This is a genomic window from Pseudomonas sp. S3E12, from assembly GCF_001702295.1.
GTDB lineage: Bacteria > Pseudomonadota > Gammaproteobacteria > Pseudomonadales > Pseudomonadaceae > Aquipseudomonas > Aquipseudomonas marginalis.
Genome location: NZ_MBDT01000022.1, coordinates 106,402 through 124,286, shown reverse-complemented (window position 1 = coordinate 124,286; position 17,885 = coordinate 106,402). Strand labels below are relative to the sequence as shown.

21 protein-coding genes are annotated in these 17,885 nt (G+C 61.5%); 11 read left to right on the top strand and 10 right to left on the bottom strand.

Annotation, left to right across the window (positions count from 1 at the left end; all coding sequences use genetic code 11):
* Position 1: 1 nt before the first annotated feature.
* Positions 2-1,348, bottom strand: coding sequence for an NCS2 family permease (locus BB029_RS19990; protein ID WP_065940515.1), 1,347 nt, complete (start codon positions 1,346-1,348; stop codon positions 2-4).
* 191 nt (positions 1,349-1,539) lie between these two features.
* On the bottom strand, positions 1,540-1,974 hold the full coding sequence (locus BB029_RS19985; RefSeq protein ID WP_065940514.1) for a MarR family winged helix-turn-helix transcriptional regulator: 435 nt from the start codon (positions 1,972-1,974) through the stop codon (positions 1,540-1,542).
* An 81-nt stretch (positions 1,975-2,055) separates the two neighbouring features.
* Here BB029_RS19985 and BB029_RS19980 point away from each other — a divergent pair, with 81 nt between their 5' ends.
* The gene (locus BB029_RS19980) at positions 2,056-3,222 is read left to right on the top strand and encodes a PLP-dependent aminotransferase family protein (RefSeq protein ID WP_065940513.1); all 1,167 of its coding nucleotides are present in this window, start codon (positions 2,056-2,058) and stop codon (positions 3,220-3,222) included.
* Positions 3,223-3,232: 10 nt separating this feature from the next.
* The gene (locus BB029_RS19975; protein ID WP_065940512.1) at positions 3,233-3,835 is read left to right on the top strand and encodes a glutathione S-transferase family protein; all 603 of its coding nucleotides are present in this window, start codon (positions 3,233-3,235) and stop codon (positions 3,833-3,835) included.
* A 60-nt stretch (positions 3,836-3,895) separates the two neighbouring features.
* Here BB029_RS19975 and BB029_RS19970 read toward each other — a convergent pair whose 3' ends face one another.
* A complete protein-coding gene (locus BB029_RS19970; RefSeq protein WP_065940511.1) occupies positions 3,896-4,792 on the bottom strand; it encodes a LysR family transcriptional regulator in 897 nt (298 codons plus the stop codon).
* Between the two features lie 130 nt (positions 4,793-4,922).
* On the opposite strand from BB029_RS19970, the gene BB029_RS19965 reads away from it, so the two are divergent.
* From BB029_RS19965 to BB029_RS19955, 3 genes are read left to right on the top strand one after another with little or no spacing between them, the layout of a single operon-like run.
* Positions 4,923-6,215 (top strand): CitMHS family transporter, encoded by a 1,293-nt coding sequence (locus tag BB029_RS19965; protein ID WP_065940510.1) that lies wholly within the window; start codon positions 4,923-4,925, stop codon positions 6,213-6,215.
* 1 nt (position 6,216) lies between these two features.
* A complete protein-coding gene (locus tag BB029_RS19960; protein ID WP_065940509.1) occupies positions 6,217-7,542 on the top strand; it encodes an acyclic terpene utilization AtuA family protein in 1,326 nt (441 codons plus the stop codon).
* Positions 7,539-7,859: a hypothetical protein gene (locus BB029_RS19955; RefSeq protein ID WP_065940508.1), complete on the top strand. Its 321-nt coding sequence runs from the start codon at positions 7,539-7,541 to the stop codon at positions 7,857-7,859. Before BB029_RS19960 ends, BB029_RS19955 begins: the two co-directional genes overlap by 4 nt.
* Before the next feature lie 46 nt (positions 7,860-7,905).
* On the opposite strand, the gene BB029_RS19950 is transcribed toward BB029_RS19955, so the two are convergent.
* Together BB029_RS19950 and folE are read right to left on the bottom strand one after the other, a co-directional pair.
* Complete coding sequence (locus BB029_RS19950) at positions 7,906-8,277, bottom strand: glutathione S-transferase N-terminal domain-containing protein (RefSeq protein ID WP_027603930.1); 372 nt, start codon at positions 8,275-8,277, stop codon at positions 7,906-7,908.
* A gap of 101 nt (positions 8,278-8,378) precedes the next feature.
* Positions 8,379-8,924: a GTP cyclohydrolase I FolE gene (folE, locus tag BB029_RS19945; RefSeq protein WP_019826593.1), complete on the bottom strand. Its 546-nt coding sequence runs from the start codon at positions 8,922-8,924 to the stop codon at positions 8,379-8,381.
* Between the two features lie 176 nt (positions 8,925-9,100).
* Between folE and BB029_RS19940 the strand changes: the two genes are divergently transcribed.
* Together BB029_RS19940 and BB029_RS19935 are read left to right on the top strand one after the other, a co-directional pair.
* Positions 9,101-9,832, top strand: a complete 732-nt coding sequence (locus BB029_RS19940; protein ID WP_065940723.1) for a zeta toxin family protein — start codon at positions 9,101-9,103, stop codon at positions 9,830-9,832.
* Positions 9,829-10,017, top strand: a complete 189-nt coding sequence (locus tag BB029_RS19935) for a hypothetical protein (RefSeq protein ID WP_065926615.1) — start codon at positions 9,829-9,831, stop codon at positions 10,015-10,017. The genes BB029_RS19940 and BB029_RS19935 overlap by 4 nt, the downstream gene beginning before the upstream one ends.
* A 52-nt stretch (positions 10,018-10,069) precedes the next feature.
* Here BB029_RS19935 and BB029_RS19930 read toward each other — a convergent pair whose 3' ends face one another.
* The 3 genes from BB029_RS19930 to BB029_RS19920 all read right to left on the bottom strand — a co-directional run bounded on the left by BB029_RS19930 (position 10,070) and on the right by BB029_RS19920 (position 11,755).
* Entirely contained in the window at positions 10,070-10,627 is a 558-nt protein-coding gene (locus BB029_RS19930) for a Smr/MutS family protein (RefSeq protein ID WP_065940507.1), read from the bottom strand.
* 75 nt (positions 10,628-10,702) lie between these two features.
* Positions 10,703-11,023 carry a hypothetical protein gene (locus BB029_RS19925; RefSeq protein ID WP_027603931.1) on the bottom strand — a complete coding sequence of 107 codons (321 nt, stop codon included), beginning with the start codon at positions 11,021-11,023 and terminating at the stop codon, positions 10,703-10,705.
* Positions 11,024-11,164: 141 nt separating this feature from the next.
* Positions 11,165-11,755: a cysteine hydrolase family protein gene (locus BB029_RS19920; RefSeq protein ID WP_065940506.1), complete on the bottom strand. Its 591-nt coding sequence runs from the start codon at positions 11,753-11,755 to the stop codon at positions 11,165-11,167.
* A 241-nt stretch (positions 11,756-11,996) separates the two neighbouring features.
* Between BB029_RS19920 and prmB the strand changes: the two genes are divergently transcribed.
* Positions 11,997-12,905, top strand: coding sequence for a 50S ribosomal protein L3 N(5)-glutamine methyltransferase (prmB, locus tag BB029_RS19915; RefSeq protein ID WP_065926617.1), 909 nt, complete (start codon positions 11,997-11,999; stop codon positions 12,903-12,905).
* A 67-nt stretch (positions 12,906-12,972) separates the two neighbouring features.
* On the opposite strand, the gene BB029_RS19910 is transcribed toward prmB, so the two are convergent.
* Complete coding sequence (locus BB029_RS19910) at positions 12,973-13,782, bottom strand: hypothetical protein (protein WP_065940505.1); 810 nt, start codon at positions 13,780-13,782, stop codon at positions 12,973-12,975.
* Positions 13,783-13,881: 99 nt separating this feature from the next.
* Positions 13,882-14,844 (bottom strand): alpha/beta hydrolase, encoded by a 963-nt coding sequence (locus BB029_RS19905; protein WP_065940504.1) that lies wholly within the window; start codon positions 14,842-14,844, stop codon positions 13,882-13,884.
* 143 nt (positions 14,845-14,987) lie between these two features.
* Here BB029_RS19905 and aroC point away from each other — a divergent pair, with 143 nt between their 5' ends.
* The 3 genes from aroC to BB029_RS19890 are packed head-to-tail and all read left to right on the top strand — an operon-like array spanning position 14,988 to position 17,777.
* A complete protein-coding gene (aroC, locus tag BB029_RS19900) occupies positions 14,988-16,079 on the top strand; it encodes a chorismate synthase (RefSeq protein WP_027603936.1) in 1,092 nt (363 codons plus the stop codon).
* A 10-nt stretch (positions 16,080-16,089) separates the two neighbouring features.
* Positions 16,090-17,250 carry an MFS transporter gene (locus BB029_RS19895; RefSeq protein WP_065940503.1) on the top strand — a complete coding sequence of 387 codons (1,161 nt, stop codon included), beginning with the start codon at positions 16,090-16,092 and terminating at the stop codon, positions 17,248-17,250.
* The gene (locus tag BB029_RS19890) at positions 17,247-17,777 is read left to right on the top strand and encodes an acireductone dioxygenase (RefSeq protein WP_065940502.1); all 531 of its coding nucleotides are present in this window, start codon (positions 17,247-17,249) and stop codon (positions 17,775-17,777) included. The genes BB029_RS19895 and BB029_RS19890 overlap by 4 nt, the downstream gene beginning before the upstream one ends.
* Positions 17,778-17,885: the final 108 nt, after the last annotated feature.

The following is a 17,885-nucleotide window of genomic DNA, read 5'->3' as shown; positions in this document are numbered from 1 at the left end:
TTTATAGAAAGACGAACTTGGCGATAAAGATCGCGCACAGCACCCACAGGCTTACGGAAATCTCGCGGTACTTGCCGGTGCCGGCCTTGAGCGCCACATAGGTGATAAAGCCCAGGGCGATACCGTCGGCGACCGAGAAGGTCAGGGGCATCATGATCGCGGTGACAATCGCCGGGATGCTGTCGGTGGCCTCATCCCAATTGATATGGGCCATGCTCGCCATCATCAGCATCGCCACATAGATCAGCGCGCCGGCGGTGGCATACGCCGGAATCATGCCCGCCAGCGGCGCGAAAAACATGGCCGCCACAAACAACACGCCGACCGTGACCGCCGTCAACCCGGTACGACCGCCTGCGGCCACACCGGCGGCGCTTTCCACGTAGCTGGTCACCGGCGGCACGCCCACCATGGCACCGAACACACTGGAAGCGCTGTCAGCCTTGAGGGCGCGGGACAGGTTATCAATCCTGCCGTCGGCGTTGACCAGCCCGGCGCGTTGCGCAACGCCCATCAGTGTACCCGCAGTGTCAAACATGTGCACAAACAGGAAGGCAAATACCACGCTGATCATGCTGACATTGAATACACCTTTTATGTCCATGGCCATCCAGGTCGGCGCCAGGCTCGGTGGCGTGGAGAGAATGCCGTTGTAGTGCACCAGGTCGAGGGACCAGCCGGCCAGGGTCACGGCGATGATGCTGATGAGGATCGCGCCGAACACCCGGTGGTAGCTGAGGATTGCGATCAGCAGGAAACACACCGCCGCCAGCAGTGGCGCCGGCTCGTGCAGCGAACCGAGTTTGATCAGCGTGGCCGGGCTGTCGACGATGATGCCGGCGGTTTTCAGGCCGATCACCCCGAGGAACAGCCCGACACCAGCACCCATGGCGTGGCGCAGGCTCACCGGAATGCTGTTGAGCAGCCATTCACGCACCCGCGATAGTGTCAGGCCCATGAACAGCACGCCGGAAATAAACACCGCACCCAGCGCGGTTTCCCAGTGGTAGCCCATGGTGCCGACCACGGTGTAGGTAAAAAACGCATTCAGGCCCATGCCCGGCGCCAGGCCCACCGGCCAGTTGGCGTACAGGCCCATCAGCAGGCAACCCAGGGCGGCGGCGATGCAGGTGGCGACGAACGCTGCGCCGTGATCGATACCGGCATCGGCCATGATGTTGGGGTTGACGAAGATGATGTAGGCCATGGTGATGAAGGTGGTGAGCCCGGCGATCAGCTCGGTCTTCACTGTGGTGCCATGCAGGCGCAGTTTGAACAGGCGTTCGAGCCAGCCGTTCTGTGAGGGGGCAAGGTCCAGCGGCGAGGCTTCGGATTTGCGGCTATCCACAGCGAGTACTCCTCAAGCATTTTATTGTTATGTCCAGCGCGGGGCGCTGTGAGGTACCGGCGGGTTTTGTTGACCAATAGGTCAGGAACTCGCACGAAGCGAATTATGCTTTTGTATACAAATAAAGCAAATAATGTTTTCTGTTTTCTGCATGAAAAGGATGAAAGGCAAAGCGAGGGCGCCACCGAGGATCAAGGCTGGCCTGCAAGCGCCTGGTTGACTGCGAGCCAACCGTTTACCGCTTCTTCGCCCGCTTCGGCGAAGGCGCGCTGCAACAACTTCACCTGTTCGCGGCGCAGCGATTGCTCGAAACGCAGGCCTTCCTCGGTCAACTCCAGCAGGCGTTTGCGCTTGTCGGTCTCGGACGCGACGCTGTCCACCAGGTGCATTTCCTGCAATTGGCGCAAGGGTATGTTCAGCGCCTGCTTGCTCACACCGAGCAACTCCAGCAGTTCCTTGACGCTCAGCGCCGGGTAGCGCGCGATAAAAAACACGATGCGCTGGTGCACGCGGCTCAGCCCACGGCGCTCAAGCATTTCATCGGCCTTGGCAGTGAACGCCTGGTAACCGAAGAAGAACGCTTCCATGGCTTGTTGCTGGCTGCTTTGGTTTTTAAGGTCAAGCATATTGACGTATCCATTCAAGCTGTCGTAATTTCGGTCAATCAGTTTGACGTATTTTCCACAGGCTTCGCTAGCGGTGACCTTATGGCCTTCTCTGAACGTGTTACGCGCCTCAAAAGCTCCTTGATCCGTGAAATCCTCGCGGCCGCCCAGCGCCCGGAAGTGATGTCGTTCGCCGGTGGCCTGCCGGCCGAGGCCATGCTGCCGGCGCTGGACTGGGATGATATGCCGCTGAACATCGGCCAATACGGCATGAGCGAAGGCGAGCCGCAGTTGCGTGAACTGCTCGCCGCCGAGGCGCGTGCGTTGGGTGTGCCATGCCAGGCCAGCCAGGTGCTGGTGGTCAGCGGTTCCCAGCAAACCCTGGACCTGGCGGCCAAGCTGTATATCGACAAAGGCACCAGGATCCTGCTGGAAGGCCCGACCTACCTGGCCGCCCTGCAGATCTTCCAGCTGTTCGGCGCTGACTGCCTCAGCGTGCAACTGGAAGCCGATGGCCCCGACCTGGCCAGCCTGCGCACCAATCTCGAACGCCATCGCCCGGCGTTCGTCTACCTGATCCCGACGTTCCAGAACCCTTCGGCCGTGCGCTACAGCGAAGCCAAGCGCGAGGCCGTCGCCGCCTTGCTCGATGAGTTCGGCGTGACCCTGATCGAAGACGAACCCTACCGTGAGCTGACCTTCGACGGCGGCAGTGCGCAACCCATCGTCGGCCGCTTGAAAAAAGCCAGCTGGATCTACACCGGCACGGTCTCCAAGACCTTGCTGCCCGGCCTGCGCGTGGGGTACCTGATCGCCAGCCCGGACCTGTTCCCACACCTGCTCAAGCTCAAGCAGTCGGCGGACCTGCACACCAATCGCGTCGGCCAGTGGCAGGCCATGCAGTGGATCGGCACGCAGAAATACCAGCAACACCTGGTGGAACTGCGCAGTTTCTACCGCGAGCGCCGCGACGCATTCCAGGCTGCATTACAACGCCACTTCAGCGAACTGGCCGACTGGCAAGTGCCCCAGGGCGGATTATTCTTCTGGCTGACCTTGAAACAGCCGCTCGATACCCGCACCTTGTTGGCACCTGCGCTCGATCAAGACGTCGCGTTCATGCCCGGTGAACCGTTCTTTTCCGAGCCGGGCCAGCATTTAGGCTCACTGCGACTCAATTTCAGCCATATCGACCCGGCCCGCCTGGACGAAGGGCTCAAACGCCTGGCCGCGGTGGTCCGTCAAGCACAGCACGCGCAAGCGGCATAAGGGGAGCCCCATGTACAAGGTTTATGGCGATTACAAGTCGGGCAACTGCTACAAGGTCAAATTGATGCTCAACCTGCTGGGCATCCCGTATCAATGGGTGGATATCGACATCCTCAACGGCGATACCGAGACCCCTGAATTCCTGGCCAAGAACCCCAACGGCAAGATCCCGGTGCTGGAACTGGAAGACGGTACCTGCCTGTGGGAGTCCAACGCGATCCTCAACTTCCTTGCCGATGGCAGCGAATTCCTGCCCACCGAACCGCGCCTGCGCACACAAGTGCTGCAATGGCAGTTCTTCGAGCAGTACAGCCATGAGCCGTACATTGCGGTGGCGCGGTTTATCCAGTTCTACCTGAACATGCCGGAAGATCGCCTGGAGGAATACAAGACCACCCACAAGCGCGGTTACAAGGCTCTGAAGGTCATGGAGCGTCAGCTGCAAACCACGCCATACCTGGTGGGCGAGCAGTATTCGATTGCCGATATTGCGCTGTATGCCTACACCCATGTGGCCCATGAAGGTGGGTTTGACCTGACGCCTTACCTGGCGGTGCAGGCCTGGTTGAAGCGCGTGGCCAGCCATCCCAGGCATGTGGCCATGCTCGACTGATCACCACGGTCAAAAACGGTGGGAGGGCGGTGCGACGATTCGACTTGCCCCCTCCCACATTCAGCTCGATGCCGTGCCAGATAATTCATCGTGCAGCAGGTCGAAACAGCGCTGCGCCGCCGGGCTCAATCCCATCCCGCTACGACTGATCAAGCCGATCTCGCGGTTCACCCCGGGATGATCGATGTGGATGCGCTTCAACCCCTCCAGACTGTCCGCCGCCGACTCCGGCAGTACGCTGATCCCCAGCCCCTGACGCACCAGTGCCAGCACCGTCGACATGTAGTTGGCCTCCATCCCGGCGTTCATCGTCAACCGCGTCTCATCGAACAGCCCATCCACTTGCTCGCGTACGCTGCTGTCGCGGCCGGTGAGGATGATCGGCTGGTCCGCCAGTTGCTCCAGGGTCAATTGGCGATGGTGGGCGAGGGGGTGATCCAGCGGTACGAACGCACACAATCGATCATTCAGCACCGGGGTGAACTCCAGGCCATGGCTTAGCCGCGCCCGTACGCCAATACCGAAATCCACTTCGCCTGCGCGCACCTGGGCATGAATGCGATGGGCCACCAGGTCCTGCAGGCGTACTTCGATCCCGGCAAAACGCTCGCGAAACAGGCGCAAGGCCGGCGGCAGGGCACCGGCGCAGACCGACGGCAGGGCCGCGAGGGTGACGACGCCACGGCGCAAGGCCGCGAGGTCGCGGGAGCCGGTGACGATGTTGTCCAGGTCCAGCAGCAGTTTTTCCATCGGCCCGCGCGCGTCCTGGCCGGCAGCGGTGATGCTCACATGCCGGGGGCTGCGGTCGAGCAGGGCGACGCCGAGCCAGTCTTCCAGTTGTTGCACCTGCACGGTGAGTGCCGAAGGCGAAAGATGCAGCTCATGGGCGGCCTTGATAAAGCTGCCGGTGCGTGCCACCGCAAGGAACGCCTGAATGTGCTGGATCGAATTTTTCATTGTTGTTGTTCTCGAGCGTTTTGTTTTTACGAATATGACTGGCTGAACATTCCAATTTACAAAGAGTAACGCGCTTCCAATACTCCAGGGAAAACAATAACCGGCCACCAAGGCCGCTCTGGAGTAACCCATGCTCGCAACCCTGGGTGTCATTACCATCCTGTGCCTGCTCGCTGCCGTCATGAGCAAACGCCTTTCGCCACTGGTGGCCCTGATCGCCTTGCCGATCATTGCCGCGCTGCTCGGTGGGTTCGGCCTGCAAACCAGTGCCTTCATCATTACCGGCATCAAGAACGTCGCCCCCGTGGTGGGCATGTTCGTGTTCGCGATCCTGTTTTTCGGGATCATGACCGATGCCGGCATGCTCGATCCCATCATTGATCGCATCCTGCGTACTGTAGGGACACGTCCTACACGGATTGTCGTTGGGACTGCGACCCTCGCCCTGTTGGTGCACCTGGACGGTTCCGGTGCCGTGACCTTTCTGGTGACGGTGCCGGCGATGCTGCCGTTGTATACGCGGCTGGGCATCGACAAACGCATCCTCGCCTGTGTCTGCGCGATGGCCGCCGGGGTCAACTTCCTGCCGTGGACCGGCCCGGTGCTGCGCTCTTCGGCGGCCTTGCACGTGCCGGTGGCGGACCTGTTCCAGCCGCTGATCCCGGTGCAGATCGTTGGCCTGATCTTCGTCTTCGCCTGCGCCTGGTGGCTCGGCCGGCGAGAAGAAAAACGCCTGGGCCTGGGCGCCGGCTCCAGCGTGGACGCCGTGCCGCAACGGGTGCTCAGCGACGACGACATCAAGCTGCGCCGCCCACGCCTGTTCTGGGTCAACCTGATCCTGACCGTGCTGGTCATGGTGGTGATGATCGCCGGCTGGGTCGACCCGGTGGTGATGTTCATGCTCGGCACCGTGGCAGCGCTGTGCATCAACTACCCGAACGTGGACGCCCAACGCGCACGCATCGATGCCCATGCGAAAACCGCCCTGACCATGGCCAGTATCCTGCTCGCCGCCGGGGTGTTCACCGGCATCATGCAAGGCACCGGCATGCTCAAGGCCATCGCTGAAGTGGCGGTGGCGCAGATTCCGGCGGGCCACGGCAAGTTGATTCCTGCGGTGGTGGGCTTCTTGTCCATGCCGCTGAGCATGCTGTTCGACCCCGATTCCTATTATTTCGGCGTAATGCCGGTGATCGCCGAAGTCGGCAAGGCCCTGGGCGTCGACCCGTTGCAAGTGGCCCAGGCGTCGTTACTGGGCGTGCACACCACCGGTTTCCCGGTCAGCCCGCTGACCCCGGCGACCTTCCTGTTGGTGGGCCTGTGCAAGATCGAATTGGCCGATCACCAGCGCTTCACCATCCCTTTTCTGTTTGCCGCGTCGGTGTTGATGACCCTGACGGCGTTGCTCCTGGGAGTGATTTGAAATGAAAACCTTGCGCATAGGTTCCGGCGCCGGCTACTCCGGCGACCGCATCGAACCTGCCGTGGAACTGGCCGAGCTGGGCGACCTGGATTACCTGGTGTTCGAGTGCCTGGCCGAGCGCACCATCGCCTTGGCACAACAGGCACGAATCAGCGATCCACAGGGGGGGTATGACCCGCTGCTCAGTGAGCGCATGCGCCGGGTGTTGCCCTTTGTCGGCCAGCATGAAGGGCGCCGTCGCCTGCGGGTGATCACCAATATGGGCGCGGCCAACCCGGTGTCGGCGGCGCTTGAAGTGCGGCGGATTGCCCATGAGCTGGGCCTGGCCCTCAAGGTGGTGGCGGTGGTCGGTGATGACGTGCTCGACGTCTTGCGCCCCGAGCAGGTACTGGATAACGGCCAGAGCGTGGGTTCACTGGGCGCGCGACTGATTTCCGCGAATGCCTACCTGGGCGTCGACGGCATTCTTGATGCCCTGCGCGCCGACGCCGATGTGGTGATCACCGGGCGGGTGGCCGACCCGTCGCTGTTCCTGGCGCCGCAGATGTTTGCGTTCGGCTGGGCAGCGGATGATTGGCCGCGCCTGGGGCGCGGCACGTTGGTCGGGCATCTGCTGGAGTGTGCCGGGCAGGTCAGCGGCGGCTATTTTGCCGATCCTGGTTTCAAGGATGTGGATGACCTCGCACGCCTGGGCTTTCCGTTGGCTGAAATCGATGCCGAGGGTGAGGCCCTGATCACCAAGGTGGCAGGCTCCGGTGGGCGGGTCAGTCGTGCCACCTGCACCGAGCAGTTGATCTACGAAGTGCATGATCCCGCGGCGTATCTCACCCCGGACGTGACTGCCGATTTTTCCCAGGTGGGGTTTGACGAGGAGGGCGTTGATCGGGTACGTGCCCACGGTGCTGCTGGCCGCGCACGGCCCGAGCAGTTGAAGGTGAGCGTCGGTTACCTGGATGGCTGGATTGGCGAAGGGCAAATGTCCTACGGCGGTCCCGGCGCGGTCGCACGGGCGCAGCTGGCGCGGGATGTCGTACTCAAGCGTTTGGAGCTGATGGGTGTGAAGATGCAGGACCTACGCGCCGAACTGATCGGCATGGACTCGCTGCACGGTCCGCGCAGCAGCGTAGAGCCCTGGGAAGTGCGCCTGCGCGTGGCGGCCCGCTGTGAAGAACGCAGCGAAGCGGTGCGGGTCGGCAATGAAGTGGAAACCCTCTACACCAACGGCCCGTCCGGCGGCGGCGGTGCCAGCAAGAGCGTACGGCAGGTGGTGGCGGTGGCGTCATTGCTGCTGCCCCGTGATGCGGTCAACCCGAGGATCGAAGCATGAAACTGCACACGCTGGCCCATTCCCGTACCGGCGACAAGGGCGACACCTCGAACATTTCGATCATTGCTTACCGAGCCGAGGATTTTCCGCTGTTGTGTGAACAGCTTACCGCCGAGCGCGTGGCCGACTTTTTTGCCGGCCTGCTGGAGCCGGACGCGGCCCCGGTGCGGCGCTATGAACTGCCGAATGTGCAGGCGCTGAACTTCGTACTGCCGGGGATATTGCGCGGCGGCGTAACCCGCTCGCTGGCACTGGATGCCCATGGCAAGTGCCTCGGCTCGGCACTGCTCGATCTCGATTTGGCACTACTGGACTAACTCTGGGAGGGACTTGCCCCTCCCACAGTGGATATGCCCAGGTCGGTCAGATCGCGGCGAAACGCTTGTCCAGGTAATCGATGATCACCTTGGAGTCATACATCCAGGTGGTCTGGCCATTCTCTTCGATACGCAGGCACGGCACCTTGATCTTGCCGCCTTGCTCCAGCAGGGTCTGGCGGTCCTGCTCGTTGTTCTTCGCATCCTTCAGCGCCACCGGCACATTCAGGCGGTGCAGGGTGCGGCGGGTCTTCACGCAGAACGGGCAGGCGTGGAATTGATACAGGGTCAGGTCCTTGGCCGCTGCGTTCACCTGCGCCTGTTGTTCGGCAGGGCGCTGCTTTTTGCGCGGGCGGGTAAGGAAGTCGCCGGCGATGATGACGTGGCCGAGGCCCACTCGAAGTGCTTTGACGAACATGGCTGAAACCTCTTGCCCATGAAGAAGGGGCCGCAGCTTACCTCAATTTTGCAGGCGAAAAAAAACCGGCGATGAACGCCGGTTTTTCCCTACCCAGCCTGTTACTTGATCAGGCTGAGGAATTCACTGCGGGTGGCCGCGTTTTCGCGGAACTCACCCAGCATCACCGAGGTGATCATCGACGAATTCTGTTTCTCCACACCGCGCATCATCATGCACATGTGCTTGGCTTCGATCACCACGGCCACGCCCAGGGCACCGGTCACTTGCATCACCGCATCGGCGATCTGGCGGCTGAGGTTTTCCTGGATCTGCAGGCGGCGCGCATACATGTCGACAATCCGCGCGACCTTCGACAGGCCCAGCACCTTGCCGCTCGGGATATACGCCACATGCGCCTTGCCGATAAACGGCAGCAGGTGGTGTTCGCACAGCGAGTACAACTCGATGTCCTTGACCAGCACCATTTCGCTGTTGTCGGAGCTGAACAAGGCACCGTTGGTGACTTCTTCGAGTGTCTGTTCATAGCCGCGGCAAAGGTACTGCATCGCCTTGGCGGCACGCTTGGGCGTGTCGAGCAGGCCCTCGCGGGAGACGTCCTCGCCGAGTTGGCCGAGGATCGCGGTGTAGTTTTGTTCCAATGTCACAGGACTGTTTCCGTATGGGTTTCAGAACGGTACGGTGTATGCCTGTACCAATGTGAAGCGCTGCCCGGCGCGCGACAGCGGCGGGTGATGTGGCGCACATAGTAGCGTAGGTGCGCCGACAGTTGTATTCCCGGACGATACCGATGTTAGAGTCGGCCTCCGTTGAGGAGGACGTGATGACCCCGCTGGAGCGAAGTATTTCTGAGCGCGCCCTGATCTTTGCCAAAGCAAATCGGACCCGCATTGCCCGTGAACTTGCCTGCCTGACTAAGTACCCAGGTGAAAATTATCCGGTTTCAGTGTTTATGGCGGGCTCGCCTGGTGCCGGCAAGACAGAAGTGTCCAAATCATTTATTCGCTTGATGGAGGAGGGGGGATCCAGTGCATTGCGAATCGACCCCGATGACTTCAGGGAATACTTTCCTGACTACACAGGCGCAAACTCCAGTCTTTTTCAACGTGGCGTAACTGCTATGGTGGAGAGGACCGTCGATCTGGTTTATCAGCAGCGTCAGTCTTTCCTGTTGGACGGAACGCTGGCCAACTTTGCCGTGGCTCGGAAAAATATCCAGCGCGCCCTTGATAAGGAAAACCGGTCTGCACAGGTTATCTACGTCTACCAGAAGCCTGAGCTGGCGTGGGAATTTGTGTTGGCACGGGAGACTGTTGAGGGGCGAAACATTCCTTGCAAAGAGTTCATTTGCCAGTTTTATGCATCAAAAACGACGGTGTGCGGATTGAAACGTGAGTTTCTGGGGCGTCTTCAAGTCGATGTGCTCATCAAGGACACTGATGGCGGGGCGTCGTACATCGGCATCGACCTATCGGCTGAGGAAATTGACGAACTCGTTATACAGCCCTACCATCCTGATCAACTTGAGCAAATTTTGACCGGAGTAGCCTTATGAAAGGCGAAATTACGGAAGTTGTAGAAAAATATTCATCCACCACCATGTCAGATTTTTTTCGAAGTGGTTCGGTAGAAGAAAAACGTGCTGTTTACAGAAGCGCAGCCGATACTGCGATCACCATGCAAAAGGCAGTGATCTCGCTGGCGAAAGAGAAAAAAGCGAAAGAGCTTTTCGACAACTGACGTTACTGGCAATACCACAATAGCCCAGCTCAATTGCTGGGCTTTTTATTACTTATTCGTCGCGCCCTTCCATCATCGTGCGCTTGAGCATCACATACACCGCACCCGCGCCCCCATGACGGGCCTGGCACGAGGTAAAGCCGAGCACCTGGGCATGCTGGCGCAGCCAGGTGTTGACGTGGCTCTTGATCATCGGCCGCTTGCCGTCCAAGCGCACCGCCTTGCCATGGGTGACGCGCACGCAGCGGATTTCGAACCTGGTGGCTTCGGCGAGGAAGGCCCACAGGGTTTCCCGGGCTTTTTCCACCTTCATGCCGTGCAGGTCGAGGCTGCCTTCGAACGGGATCTGACCGGCCTTGAGCTTGCGCATCTGGCTTTCCTGTACGCCGTCGCGGGCCCACATCAGCTCGTCTTCGGGGCCGACGTCGATCACGAACTGGTCTGACAGGCCATCCACGGTGGTGGCATCGGTGCGCACCGTAGCAGCCTGGCGCAGCTTGGCGATCTGTGCGCGGTCGGCCTTGGGTTTGCCGGTGTCGGCGCGGTCGTGCTTGATCGGCTTGACGCCGCGCAGCTCGTTTTTGAACAGGGAAAAATCGTCGTCTTGCATGTCAGCCTCCGCGAAGGGCGGGCAGTTTACCTAAATCGCGGCGGCCGGGGCGCAGGAAACGCTATCCAAGCGCCATCAGTCGTGCTTTTTCATCAGGTGCGAGGCGATGTTCAGTGACAACGGCTGGCGCATCTTCCGACGGCTGCGGCGCCACAGCCACACGCCCAGCCACAGCACGAGCAGCCCGATCCCCAACAGAATCGCCGAGCCGCCAGGGCTGGCATTCAGTTCGCCAAGGGCCGGCGAGTGGCCAAACAAACCGGCGCCACCAGCGCCGGTCAACAGCAAACCTACTACCGCCAGCAGCGCGGCAATGCCGGCCACCAGGCGCAGACGCCAGTTGCTCGGGCCCTTGGGGCGCAAGCGACGAGCGTCAAAACCATCGGATATCTTCATTCCGACCTTTCCTCCAGGGTATCGGCCCTTCGACCGGAAGATACACAGGTTGTTCCTGTACCCGAGGTAAATGCGCCAAATGAGAGGGCTTTGCGGATGAGCGGGACCTGCAATAGGCCGCGCCGCTCACCCGAAGGGCGATCAGATCAGGTCTTTAGTCAGTGCGAGAGTGGCAAAGTTGTCAGCCATGATGGCCATCTCGGTCTGCTGCACATGCTCGGCGCTCAGGATGCCACCTTTGTAAGGCAGGTCGCGGGTGGCACAGGCGTCTTCCACCAGGGTGCAGCGAAACCCCAGGTTCTTCGCGGCACGCACGGTGGTGCTGACGCTGGAGTGGCTCATGAAGCCGCAGACGATCAGGTCCAGGGAACCGAGGTCCTGCAGGTGTTTTTCCAGGCCGGTGCCGTGGAAGGCGCTGGGCAGCAGCTTGCCGATGATGGTTTCGTCACCTTGAGGTTCGAGGCCGGAGATGAACTCACCACGCTCGCCCTGGGGGTCAAACAGGCCGCCCACGGTACCCAAATGGCGCACGTGCACGATCGGGCGCCCGGCGTTGCGCGCGGCGGCGACCAGTTGCTTGATATTGCCGACCGCCGCGTCCATGCCGGAGAGGGCGAGCGGGCCACTGAGGTATTCCTTTTGGGCGTCGATGATCACGAGGGTCGCATGGCCAAGGTTGGCAGCTGCGTAACCACGACCGCTGAGTTGAAACATCGTCTTTGGAACGGACATTCTGGGGCTCCTGTGAGGGGGGCTTTTGCGTCATTGTCCACTGGCTGAGCGGTTCTGTGAATCGCTACTATCGTAAGGTACGCCGTTGCTGGCGTGCAGCCATGTCAAGTGGGCAGCTTGTTTAACCGAATGATGGCGATTTGGATGAAATCCGACGTACGGCAACAGGTTTTCGTACATCGTCGGTACAGGTGAAGGCTGTTAGAATCGCCAGTCGTTTTTTCCAGGAGTCTGCCCCCCCGTGATCACATCCCGCCTGCGCACCTTGCGCGACCACATCCGTTGGGCCGTCAGCCGTTTCCATGGGGAAGACCTGTTTTTTGGCCATGGCACCGACAATGCCTGGGACGAAGCCCGGCAGTTGGTGCTCGGCGCCTTGCACCTGCCATGGGAAATTGCCGACAGCTACCTCGATTGCAACCTGGAAGAAGAGGAAATCTCTCACGTACAGCGTTTGTTGCATCGCCGTATCCATGAGCGGGTGCCCACGGCCTACCTGTTGAAAGAGGCGTGGTTCTGCGGCATGTCGTTTATCGTTGACGAGCGCGTGCTGATCCCGCGCTCACCCATCGGCGAACTGATCGAAAACCGCTTCGAGCCTTGGCTGGCCCAACCGCCGGCGCGCATTCTCGACCTGTGCACCGGCTCCGGTTGCATCGGCATTGCCTGCGCCTACGAGTTCCAGGACGCCGAAGTGGTACTCGGCGACCTGTCCTTCGAAGCCCTGGAAGTGGCCAACCAGAATATCGAGCGCCATGGTGTCGACGAGCGCGTGTACACCGTGCAGGGCGATGGCTTCGACGGCCTGCCGGGCCAGCGCTTTGACCTGATCGTGTCCAACCCACCGTATGTGGATGCCGAAGACTTTGCCGACATGCCGGACGAATACCAGCACGAGCCGGAGCTGGGCCTGGCCTGCGGCGACGATGGCCTGAACCTGGTGCGGCGCATGCTGGCCGAGGCGGCGGACCACCTGACCGAGAAGGGTTTGCTGATTGTCGAGGTGGGCAACAGCCAGGTGCATGTTGACGCGCTGTACCCGGAAGTGGACTTCGCCTGGCTGGACTTCCAGCGGGGTGGGCATGGGGTGTTCATGCTCACGGCCGAACAGTGCCGGGAACACCAGGCAATCTTCGCCGCTCGGGTTTAACCAAGCTTAGGGTAGAAAATGTGGGAGGGGGCAAGGCCCTCCCGCATTTCGATGGCTTTCCAGCCGGCTAGCGGTGCGTGGCGATCCAGATCAACAGCCCCGCCTGAAACACGGTGAACGCCACCAGGCAGGTGATGGTAAACCGCAACCCGCTGTCCTCACGCTTGAACTTGGTGACCTTTTCTTCTTCCTTGCGCAGCTTCACTTCCTGCTCCAACAGGTTGTGCTCGGCCTGTTGCAGCATCTGCGCGGCTTCAAGGATCTCCACGAACTGCACCTTCTCGGTGTTCCAACTGTCCAGTACGTCGCTGACCTTGCCCGGCTGCACGTTGCCTTTGAGGTGCTGCACATCGGCGTAGGCCACATCGAAACCCTGGACGCGCAGGAAGTGATCGCGGCGCAGGCGTGTGGCTTCGTTGAGTGCGTCCTTGTTGGCCAGGTCCACGCCGTCGACGCGGTAGTGCGACCATTTCTTCTTCGCCCACGCGGCGCCCTGGGCCACCAGGAAACGACCGATGCCGCGGTTGGCCGGTTCGATTTCCAGGCTGTTGCCCGGGCCGAAGTGCACGCGGTGTTTATCGTGATCCACCCAGATATCCAGATGGTTCTGCTCACGGCGCACCCGCTGCCCCGGCAATTGGATGACCATGCGCAACAGGCTGTGGTGTTTGTCATGGCGCTCGGCATAGCCGAACTGTACGAACCGCAGCGGCCGCAGGCCGGTGGCGCGGTCGGTGGCCAGCGGGGCCAGGCGCAGCATCTTGAAATGCTCGGCCTGAACATCCGCCCACGGCAGGGGAGCCGCCGTGTCGATGGCCTCGGTTTTTTCAGCCGGGGTGTCGGCGGTCGGTTCCGGTGTTGCTTCAGTGGTTGTCATGCGGTGCGATCCTGTCCAAGCCCTGCAAGTCGAGCGTCTTTTTGCCGTCGACCCTGGGCTTATCGGCCGATTTCTGCAGGACTGGAGGCAAATTGTCGCTTAACGGGGTTGAAGTCCGTCGATAAAGCGCACCAAACGGTTGCCCAGCTCGGCGGCGAGGGGTAATTGCGGGTCATTGTAGGAGGCCAATTGTTGCTTTACGTCGTTGGGCACGATGCGCATCACGTGGTTCATGCCTTCGATCACCGCCAGTTCGGCATCGGGCTTGGCCCTTTTGAGTTGCTCGGCGTCGCCCACACCGACCTGAATATCGTTGCTGCCCTGGATGATCAACGCCGGCATGCGCAGTTTTGCAAACGCCGCTGAAGGATCGGCGCGAAACAGGCTGATCAGATACGGCTGCACGCTGGGTCGGAAAATACCCTGCAACGGGCCAGGCACATCGGCGTCCACCTGACCGGCCTTGAGGTGATCAAGGATTTCATTGCTGCGCAGCAGCAGGGCAGGGGGCAGGTGATCGGCCAGTTGCTGGCGGATGACCTGGTCGACCGGACGGGCGCTGCCGGACAGGGAAATCACCCCGGCCGGGTCGAGTTGCGGTGCGGCCAGTGCAGCCACCAGCGCACCTTCGCTGTGGCCCAGCACAATCAGCGGGCCCATGCGTGTGTCGGCCTTGAGTAATTTGCCCCAGGCCACCGCGTCGGCCACGTAGGCGTCGAGGGTCAGGTTGCGTTCGTCGGGCGTGGCGGCGAGGCTGGCGGCCACACCGCGCTTGTCGTAGCGCACGCTGGCGATGTTGTGCCGGGCCAGCACCCAGGCCAGGCGCTTGAGGCTGTCATTGCGTGCGCCGTCGGCGCTGTTGCCGTTGCGGTCGGTGGGGCCGGAGCCGGCGATGATCAACACCACCGGCACCGGTTTGTCGGACTGCGGCAGCAGCAGCGAGCCAAACAGTTCGCCGCTGCCGGTGTCCAGGCTGATCGGGCGTTGCAGTACGACAGGGGAGGCGGCGTGGGCCACGGCGGTAAACAGGGTCAGGGTAAACAGAAGAACTCGCAGCATCATCGCGCCATCATGAGGAAGGTGCCGGTTGGACCAAGGTCTACCGGGAAGGTTTCGAGGATGAACTAGTCGGTTAGCCTGCGTATACTGGCCGCCTTAAGTTATTACGGTTGACTTGATTCAACTGATTTCACGGAGCGCCCTGCATGTCCGGCAATACCTTCGGCAAGCTGTTCACTGTCACCACCGCGGGCGAAAGCCATGGCCCGGCGTTGGTCGCCATTGTCGACGGCTGCCCGCCCGGCCTCGAGCTGTCCCTGGAAGACCTGCAGCGTGACCTCGACCGCCGCAAGCCCGGCACCAGCCGCCACACCACCCAGCGCCAGGAACCCGACGAAGTCGAGATCCTCTCCGGGGTGTTCGAAGGCCGCACCACTGGGTGCGCCATCGGCCTGCTGATTCGCAACACCGACCAGAAGTCCAAGGACTACTCGGCGATCAAGGATCTGTTCCGCCCGGCCCACGCCGACTACACCTACCACCATAAATACGGCGAACGCGACTACCGTGGCGGCGGCCGCAGCTCGGCGCGCGAAACCGCGATGCGGGTGGCAGCCGGCGCCATCGCCAAGAAATACCTGGCGACCCAGGGCATCGTCATCCGTGGCTACATGAGCCAGTTGGGCCCGATTGAAATCCCGTTCAAGACCTGGGACAGCGTGGAAGACAACGCCTTTTTCTGCCCTGACCCGGACAAAGTGCCGGAACTGGAAGCCTATATGGACCAGCTGCGCCGCGACCAGGATTCGGTCGGCGCCAAGATCACCGTGGTCGCCGAAGGCGTCAAGCCGGGCCTGGGCGAGCCGATTTTCGATCGCCTCGACGCCGAACTGGCCCATGCGCTGATGAGCATCAATGCGGTGAAAGGCGTGGAAATCGGCGCCGGTTTTGCCTGCGTGTCCCAGCGTGGCACCGAGCACCGCGATGAACTGACGCCGGAAGGCTTCCTCAGCAACAACGCGGGCGGCATCCTCGGTGGTATTTCCTCCGGCCAGCCGATTGTTGCGCACCTGGCACTCAAGGCTACCTCGAGCATCACCACCCCCGGCCGTTCCATCGATGTGCACGGCAACCCGGTCGACGTGATCACCAAGGGCCGTCACGACCCGTGCGTGGGCATCCGGGCCACGCCGATTGCCGAAGCGATGATGGCCATCGTGTTGATGGACCACCTGCTGCGCAATCGCGGGCAAAACGCCGATGTGCGCGTGAGTACCCCGGTGCTGGGCCAGCTGTGACGGCGCGGCGGTGACAGCCCTCCCGTACTGGCGCCTCTCCAGCTTCTACCTGTTCTACTTCGCCCTGCTCGGGGCGACGGCGCCGTTCCTGGCGCTGTACTTCGACCACCTGGGGTTCTCCAGCGCGCGCATCGGCGAGCTGGTGGCCATCCCCATGCTGATGCGCTGCGTGGCGCCCAACCTGTGGGGCTGGCTGGGCGACTACAGCGGCCGACGCCTGGCTATCGTGCGCTTCGGCGCGGTGTGCACCCTGCTGAGTTTTTCCCTGATCTTTGTCAGCCACACCTACGCCTGGCTGGCCCTGGTGATGGCCCTGCATGCGTTCTTCTGGCACGCGGTGCTGCCGCAGTTTGAAGTGATCACCCTGGCCCACCTGCAAAAACAGACCGCGCGCTATAGCCAGGTGCGCCTGTGGGGCTCCATCGGTTTTATCCTCACCGTGGTGATCATGGGCCGCCTGTTCGACTGGCTGAGCCTGGACATCTACCCGGTGGTGGTCGTGGTGATCATGGCCGGCATCATCGGTGCCAGCCTGTGGGTACCGAATGCGCAGCCCGCCAGCCAAGGCAATCGCTTGGCCGGTGATGGTTTCCTCAAACAGCTGCGCAGCCCCGGCGTACTGGCGTTTTACGCCTGCGTGGCGCTGATGCAAATGAGCCATGGCCCCTATTACACCTTCCTGACCCTGCACCTGGAACACCTTGGCTACAGCCGTGGCATGATCGGCATGCTGTGGGCCCTGGGGGTGGTGGCGGAAGTGCTGATGTTCCTGGGCATGAGCCGCATCCTCACACGTTTTTCGGTACGCCGGGTGCTGCTGGCCAGTTTCCTGCTGGCGGCCCTGCGCTGGCTGCTGCTGGGCTCGTTTGCCGAACTCCTGTGGGTGCTGTTGCTGGCGCAGGTCATGCACGCTGCCACGTTCGGCAGTTTTCACGCCGCAGCGATTGCCTTTGTGCAGCGCAGCTTTGGCGATAAGCAACAAGGCCAGGGCCAGGCGCTGTACGCCGCCCTGGCCGGCACCGGTGGTGCGCTGGGTGCGCTGTATTCCGGCTACAGCTGGAACCTGCTGGGGCCGACCTTCACCTTTAGTATTGCCAGCGTCGCCGCCCTGGCCGCCGCCGCTATCATCGGTTTTCGATTGCAAGAGCAGAACCAAGGAACCCTTCAATGAGTTATGTCGCCGTCTACCCCGTCGCTTCACCGGATACCCCGAACAAGGTCCTGACCCATGTCGACGACATCGCCGCTACCCTGGCCGAGCACGGTGTGCGGTTCGAGCGCTGGCAGCCTGCCCTGATCGAGAGGGGCGCCAGCGACGCTGACATGATTGCCGCCTATCAGCCGCAGATCGATGCCCTCGGCTACGGTGCGGTGGCGGTGCTCAGTGTCACCAGCGACCACCCGCAAAAAGCCGAATGGCGTGCCCGGTTCCTGGATGAACGCCGCTACAGCGAAGACGAAGTGCATTTTTTCATCGCCGGCCAGGGCTTGTTCAACCTGCATGTTGGCGACTATGTGTATGCCGTGCGTTGTGAGAAAAACGACCTGATGGTGGTGCCGGCCGGTATGCCGCACTGGTTTGATATGGGGGAGAGCCCGTACTGTATAACGCTGCGACTCTTCGATCAGGCGCAAAACCCGGTGCCGGAGTTGACGGGTGACGATATCGCCCGACGCTTTCCCGGGCTGGATGACTGATTACGACGTATCGAAAACTTCAACCCCCGCATGTTGGAAGTTGTTGTGGGAATAAACTCTTATTCTTGTAAGGCCCGGCTGTTTATCGCAGGGCCTGCGCCTTAGTGC

Excerpts from the sequence above, each read along its gene's own strand:
- BB029_RS19985 (WP_065940514.1), bottom strand. The coding sequence starts at position 1,974 with ATGCTTGACCTTAAAAACCAAAGCAGCCAGCAACAAGCCATGGAAGCG.
- BB029_RS19980 (WP_065940513.1), top strand. The coding sequence starts at position 2,056 with ATGGCCTTCTCTGAACGTGTTACGCGCCTCAAAAGCTCCTTGATCCGT.
- BB029_RS19975 (WP_065940512.1), top strand. The coding sequence starts at position 3,233 with ATGTACAAGGTTTATGGCGATTACAAGTCGGGCAACTGCTACAAGGTC.
- BB029_RS19970 (WP_065940511.1), bottom strand. The coding sequence starts at position 4,792 with ATGAAAAATTCGATCCAGCACATTCAGGCGTTCCTTGCGGTGGCACGC.
- BB029_RS19965 (WP_065940510.1), top strand. The coding sequence starts at position 4,923 with ATGCTCGCAACCCTGGGTGTCATTACCATCCTGTGCCTGCTCGCTGCC.
- BB029_RS19960 (WP_065940509.1), top strand. The coding sequence starts at position 6,217 with ATGAAAACCTTGCGCATAGGTTCCGGCGCCGGCTACTCCGGCGACCGC.
- BB029_RS19955 (WP_065940508.1), top strand. The coding sequence starts at position 7,539 with ATGAAACTGCACACGCTGGCCCATTCCCGTACCGGCGACAAGGGCGAC.
- BB029_RS19950 (WP_027603930.1), bottom strand. The coding sequence starts at position 8,277 with ATGTTCGTCAAAGCACTTCGAGTGGGCCTCGGCCACGTCATCATCGCC.
- BB029_RS19940 (WP_065940723.1), top strand. The coding sequence starts at position 9,101 with ATGACCCCGCTGGAGCGAAGTATTTCTGAGCGCGCCCTGATCTTTGCC.
- BB029_RS19935 (WP_065926615.1), top strand. The coding sequence starts at position 9,829 with ATGAAAGGCGAAATTACGGAAGTTGTAGAAAAATATTCATCCACCACC.
- BB029_RS19930 (WP_065940507.1), bottom strand. The coding sequence starts at position 10,627 with ATGCAAGACGACGATTTTTCCCTGTTCAAAAACGAGCTGCGCGGCGTC.
- BB029_RS19925 (WP_027603931.1), bottom strand. The coding sequence starts at position 11,023 with ATGAAGATATCCGATGGTTTTGACGCTCGTCGCTTGCGCCCCAAGGGC.
- BB029_RS19920 (WP_065940506.1), bottom strand. The coding sequence starts at position 11,755 with ATGTCCGTTCCAAAGACGATGTTTCAACTCAGCGGTCGTGGTTACGCA.
- BB029_RS19910 (WP_065940505.1), bottom strand. The coding sequence starts at position 13,782 with ATGACAACCACTGAAGCAACACCGGAACCGACCGCCGACACCCCGGCT.
- BB029_RS19905 (WP_065940504.1), bottom strand. The coding sequence starts at position 14,844 with ATGATGCTGCGAGTTCTTCTGTTTACCCTGACCCTGTTTACCGCCGTG.
- aroC (WP_027603936.1), top strand. The coding sequence starts at position 14,988 with ATGTCCGGCAATACCTTCGGCAAGCTGTTCACTGTCACCACCGCGGGC.
- BB029_RS19890 (WP_065940502.1), top strand. The coding sequence starts at position 17,247 with ATGAGTTATGTCGCCGTCTACCCCGTCGCTTCACCGGATACCCCGAAC.